Below are 4,731 nucleotides of genomic sequence, written 5' to 3'. Positions count from 1 at the left end.
GTTGGGCGTCACAGGGCCCCAAACATGAGCACAGCCGAACGACCTTCCGACAACAGCAGCCGTATCCTCGTCCTGGCCGGGGGCTTCTGCGGTGCTGCCGGCGTGGCGCTGTCGGCCGCGGCGGCGCATCTCGGCGGCGCCTTCGTTGGCACCGCCGCATCGTTCCTGCTGATGCATGCGCCGGTCTTCCTTGCCGCCGGATTGCTTGGCGCGAACCGGATCCTGCGCATCGGCAGCCTGATCCTGCTGGTTGGGCTCCTGCTGTTCTGCGGCGATCTGCTGGCCCGCGATTTCATCGGGTCGCGGCTATTCCCGCTGTCGGCGCCGATCGGCGGCACGCTGCTCATTGCCGGCTGGCTGGCGATCGCTGCGTCGGCGCTGGTGCGCGTGCGGTCCTGACGCCCGCCGGCACCAAACCTCGAGCGTGGCGGCTAATCCTGCCGGCGCTCGGGCTTGATGAGCAATTCGCGATTGCGCCGCCGCAGCCTTGCCAACCGATGCCGCTCCGGCCGTTCGGAAGCCGGCGCGATTCCCCAATAGTTGCGATAGATGTCTTCAAATAGATAGCTCACGGGATGCATGATGTGCGCTCCTTTCAGCGCTTGAATCGATCCAATCGAGAGGTGCGAAAAACCGACCCCGATCAGCTCCGCTTGCGCTCCACAAGGAACCGCAACTCGCGGACCCATGGGCTGGTTTTGCCGCGGCGCTTCTGCGTCGCGGTGTTCGACGAGATGCTCCAGTCGTTGCGGTAAATGTCTTCGAACAGAAAATTGACGGGATGCATGACACAACTCCCTACTTGATGTTGAATCGATCCAATTCAGCCAGCAGGCGTTTCCTTGGATCGATTCAAACATAGGCCCTATCGAAGCCTCGATCAAGCCAAAATTTGAACCGATCCAACGAAAGTGTTAAATGGGAAGAATTCAGGAGACGAAGATGGCGCCACTTATCTCTGCAAAGACAAGACCGGTCCGGCTGGCGGACATTGCCAAGGCAGCCGGCGTGTCGCACGGCACCGCGTCCAACGTCTTCGCCCGTCCGGAGATCGTGCGCGAGGAGGTCCGTGAACGGGTCAAGGCGGCAGCCGAGGCCATGGGATATGGCGGACCGGATCCCAAGGGCCGGCTGCTGCGCGCCGGCAAGGTCAATGCCATCGGTGTCGCGACCGCGGAACCCCTCTCCTATTTCTTCGACGATCCCTTTGCCCGGGTGATGATGGCCAGCATCTCGCAGGCTTGTGACGCGACCGGTGCGGGGATTTCGCTGGTCTCCGCCGTCAATGGCGAGCAGCTGGCGTGGAACATCCAGAGTGCGCTGGTCGATGGCTTCATCGTCTTCTGTGTCGATGGCGGCTCAAAGCTGGTCCAACTGGCGCGCGAACGCAAGCTCCCCTTTGTGGCGCTCGATCTCGATTCGGACGACGACGATGCGGTCGCGGCGATCGGCGTCGACAACATCGCCGGTGCCGGCCTGGCGGCCCGCCACCTGACCGAACTCGGACATCGCCGCTTTGCCGTGCTTACCCTGCCCTGTGCCGACGCAGGCTTCGGCCCTACCACAAGGGAGCAGGTGGAAATGGCCCTCTACTCCGCTACGCGGGACCGCCTGCGTGGCTATTTCGCGGAACTCTCCCGCGTCGACATCGACGTCGAGCGTGTGCCGATCTACGAGACCGTCAATGACGAGAAGAGCGTGTGGGCCGGCCTCGATCATATTTTCGCCGGTGCCGAGACGCCGACAGCCATCCTGGCGATGTCGGACAGGATGGCGCTCCATGCGCTGGACTGGCTGCGGCAGCACGACATTGCGGTACCGGGCGATGTTTCTGTCGTCGGCTTCGACGGTGTTCCGGAAGGGGCGGTTTCCAAGCCGCCGCTGACCACGATCGTCCAGCCGATCGCCGAGATGGGCCGCCTTGCCGTCAAGGCGATCCTTGAAAATGATGGTTCGTTCAGCCGGCAATCGCTGCCGGTCGAACTCGTGGTGCGGGCCTCATCCGGCCCCTCACCCACCTGAGCTCAACGGCCCATTCTTGTCGCCATGCCCGGCATCGCGAAGGATGCAGCATGGACGGGCGATGCGGCGCTGTGAGCCGGCCTGCTTTTGGCGGACCAGCCAAGGCCCGATAGCCATTCGAGATAGTAGGCGAGCGCGAACTGCATGACGATGCCGGCCGATATCAACAGGCTGTCATAGGCAAATCCGCCCGGATTGATCAGCTTCAGCACCTGCGCCGCCATTGCAAGCACCGTGCCGGCAATGAAAACCGGCAGCGATCGTTTGCCCAATATGGCAAGCGGATGATCGCGCCCGGTGCGAAACAGATTCGAGATCGCCGGGAATGCCACGATCAGGTAGCTCACTGCGAGTATATGCAGGAGCCTCGGCAGCGACAGGAACGTCTTGTCGAAACCGGTCAGCACCGGAGGCAGGCCAAACCAGGAGATATGCCCCCAGAGCGGGCTGTGCACCCAGACCAGGGCCACAACGGTGTAGGCCAAGGCCGCCCCAACCAGCCAGCGATTGACCGGGATGGTGCCGCCGCGACGCACATGCAGCGTGCCCGCCAGGCCGATGTTGAAAAGGAACTGCCACGACAGCGGGTTGAGAAACCAGAAGCCGGGCTCGGGGTAGTTGGGCGGAGCAATCTGGTAAATCCCCGCGACCAGCCACAGGGCGCCGGATGCCACCAGTGCCAGGACCGGCCGATAGCTGACAATGAGCAGGAACAGCGGCGCCAGCAAGAGCAGCACCGCATAGACGGGCAGGATGTTGTTGTACCCAAGTTGGTGGCCCAGCGTCACGATGCCGATCAGCACCTGCGGCGTATTCTTGATCAACGGCTCGATGTTGATCATCGTCAAAAGCTCCGGCCGCCTGGCAAACACCGCCGCAGCGCAGAAAATGGCCATCACCACCATGGTGGTGACGATGTGGGTGGCATAAAGCACACCGGCGCGGCGCAACATCTTCAAAGTTGCCAGCAGCCGGTTTCCAGGCTGGAATTTCTTGCCGTAGGCGAGCGCGACCGAGATTCCCGAGATCAGCACGAAGACCTCCGCCGCATCCGAAAAGCCGAAATTCTTGTATGTCAGATACTCGAAGGCGGTACCCGGCACATGGTCGACATAGATGGTCAACAAGGCGAGAGCACGGATCACATCGATGCGCGTGTCGCGCTCAGTGCGGTCCGGGACACGCGCCTCGCGGTCTGGAACACGCGCATCGCGGTCCGGGGAAATCTGGGTGGTCATCGACAAAAAGGCCTCAAAGCTGGTTGTTCATACCGGCAATGCGACCCCCGGCGCACCGCTTCGATTCCTCCCGAAGGATGTTATCGGCGGAGAAACGGACTGTAATGCGCCCGGTTCAATCAACTTTCGCGGAGCTTGAAAATATTGCGTTTTGAAGCCGGCAAATTGAGCGAAACGTCATATAATCAAGAGGATGGTCGATGATCGACGAGACCTCACAAGATGGTGCGTTGCGGCGTGATCTCGCCTTCCACTACCGGCTTTACGGCGCGGCGGATTCAACGGGCGACTGCTTCTTCCTGCTGCATGGGTCGGGTGTCGACGAGACGACATTGGTGCCGCTGGCGCGAGAGATCGCACCGCGTGCCACGCTCGTCGCGGTGCGTGGCCGCGTTGTCCAGGAGGATGGTTTCCGCTGGTTCGCGCGGATCACGCCGACGCGCTTCGAACAGGCGAGCATCCGCACCGAAACCGAGGCCTTTGCGGGCTTCGTCGCTGACGCGGCCACACGCCATCATCTCGACCTCTCGCGCACAATTTTCCTCGGCTATTCGAACGGCGCCAATCTGGTTTCGAGCCTGATGCTGCTGCATCCGGGCCTTGTCGAACGCGCCGCGCTGCTGCGACCGATGCCGGTGCTCGATGATGTGCCGGCGACGGATCTGTCAAAGGTGCGGGTGCTGATGATCGCCGGCGCCGCCGACCTCACCTATGCGCCTTTCGCCCCTGCTCTGGTGACATTGCTCAGTCGGCATGGCGCCGAGATCGACGCCAGGATTGTCTCATCAGGTCATGAATTCGGCAGCGCCGACGCGGCAATCGTCAGGCAATGGGTGGCGGGACCGGCGGCGGTGGCGCAGGCAGGCTGACAGGCTCGCCGCCACGACCAGCCGGCCTACCCTCTTCCCATCCGGTTCCAGGCATCCAGCCCAGCGATCTTGTAGGCTTCGGCGAGCGTTGGATAGTTGAAGGTGTTGTTGACGAAGAAGTCGACGGTGCCGCCGAGATTGATCACCGCCTGGCCGATGTGGATGAGCTCGGTGGCGCCCTCGCCGATGATGTGCGCGCCGAGCAGACGGCGCGTTTCGATCGAAAACAGCAGCTTCAGGAAGCCGGTGTTGACACCCATGATGTGGCCGCGCGAGGTCTCGCGAAAACGCGCCACGCCGACCTCGTAGGCCGCACCGCTCTCACGCACCTGTTCTTCGGACTGGCCGACCGTCGAGATTTCCGGCACCGCATAGATGCCATAGGGGAAGGTTTCCGGCGGCGGCGGCAAGGGCACTCCAAAGGCATGGCAGGCGGCCACCCTGCCCTGCTCCATCGAAGTCGAGGCCAGGCTCGGAAAGCCGATGACGTCGCCGGCGGCATAGATGTTGGGCACGCTGGTCTGGAAGGATTGCGGATCGACCTTGATGCGCCCTCTGGAGTCGGCGTCGATGCCGACGACATCCAGGCCCAGGCTGCCGAC

General features: G+C 62.7%; 6 protein-coding genes. 3 read left to right on the top strand and 3 right to left on the bottom strand.

Annotation, left to right across the window (positions count from 1 at the left end; genetic code table 11):
• The first annotated feature begins 24 nt into the window (after positions 1-24).
• Positions 25-399: a DUF423 domain-containing protein gene (locus EN914_RS24595; protein WP_024504690.1), complete on the top strand. Its 375-nt coding sequence runs from the start codon at positions 25-27 to the stop codon at positions 397-399.
• Between the two features lie 32 nt (positions 400-431).
• Here EN914_RS24595 and EN914_RS38400 read toward each other — a convergent pair whose 3' ends face one another.
• Positions 432-860 (bottom strand): hypothetical protein, encoded by a 429-nt coding sequence (locus EN914_RS38400; RefSeq protein ID WP_164752844.1) that lies wholly within the window; start codon positions 858-860, stop codon positions 432-434.
• Between the two features lie 82 nt (positions 861-942).
• Here EN914_RS38400 and EN914_RS24580 point away from each other — a divergent pair, with 82 nt between their 5' ends.
• The gene (locus EN914_RS24580) at positions 943-2,022 is read left to right on the top strand and encodes a substrate-binding domain-containing protein (RefSeq protein ID WP_024504691.1); all 1,080 of its coding nucleotides are present in this window, start codon (positions 943-945) and stop codon (positions 2,020-2,022) included.
• Between the two features lie 2 nt (positions 2,023-2,024).
• On the opposite strand, the gene EN914_RS24575 is transcribed toward EN914_RS24580, so the two are convergent.
• Positions 2,025-3,260: an OpgC family protein gene (locus EN914_RS24575; protein ID WP_024504692.1), complete on the bottom strand. Its 1,236-nt coding sequence runs from the start codon at positions 3,258-3,260 to the stop codon at positions 2,025-2,027.
• A gap of 200 nt (positions 3,261-3,460) precedes the next feature.
• On the opposite strand from EN914_RS24575, the gene EN914_RS24570 reads away from it, so the two are divergent.
• Positions 3,461-4,129 (top strand): alpha/beta hydrolase, encoded by a 669-nt coding sequence (locus tag EN914_RS24570; protein ID WP_024504693.1) that lies wholly within the window; start codon positions 3,461-3,463, stop codon positions 4,127-4,129.
• 26 nt (positions 4,130-4,155) lie between these two features.
• Here EN914_RS24570 and EN914_RS24565 read toward each other — a convergent pair.
• A partial coding sequence (locus tag EN914_RS24565) for an FAD-dependent oxidoreductase (RefSeq protein WP_164778884.1) occupies positions 4,156-4,731 on the bottom strand: 576 nt, incomplete at its 5' end.

Origin of the sequence: Mesorhizobium sp. M7A.F.Ca.CA.001.08.2.1 (assembly GCF_003998455.1) — a bacterium.
GTDB lineage: Bacteria > Pseudomonadota > Alphaproteobacteria > Rhizobiales > Rhizobiaceae > Mesorhizobium > Mesorhizobium ciceri.
The sequence above is the reverse complement of the archived record's forward strand: the minus strand, read 5'-3'. Positions and strand labels throughout refer to the sequence as shown.

Excerpts from the sequence above, each read along its gene's own strand:
- EN914_RS24570 (WP_024504693.1), top strand. The coding sequence starts at position 3,461 with ATGATCGACGAGACCTCACAAGATGGTGCGTTGCGGCGTGATCTCGCC.
- EN914_RS38400 (WP_164752844.1), bottom strand. The coding sequence starts at position 860 with ATGTTTGAATCGATCCAAGGAAACGCCTGCTGGCTGAATTGGATCGAT.
- EN914_RS24575 (WP_024504692.1), bottom strand. The coding sequence starts at position 3,260 with ATGACCACCCAGATTTCCCCGGACCGCGATGCGCGTGTTCCAGACCGC.
- EN914_RS24595 (WP_024504690.1), top strand. The coding sequence starts at position 25 with ATGAGCACAGCCGAACGACCTTCCGACAACAGCAGCCGTATCCTCGTC.
- EN914_RS24580 (WP_024504691.1), top strand. The coding sequence starts at position 943 with ATGGCGCCACTTATCTCTGCAAAGACAAGACCGGTCCGGCTGGCGGAC.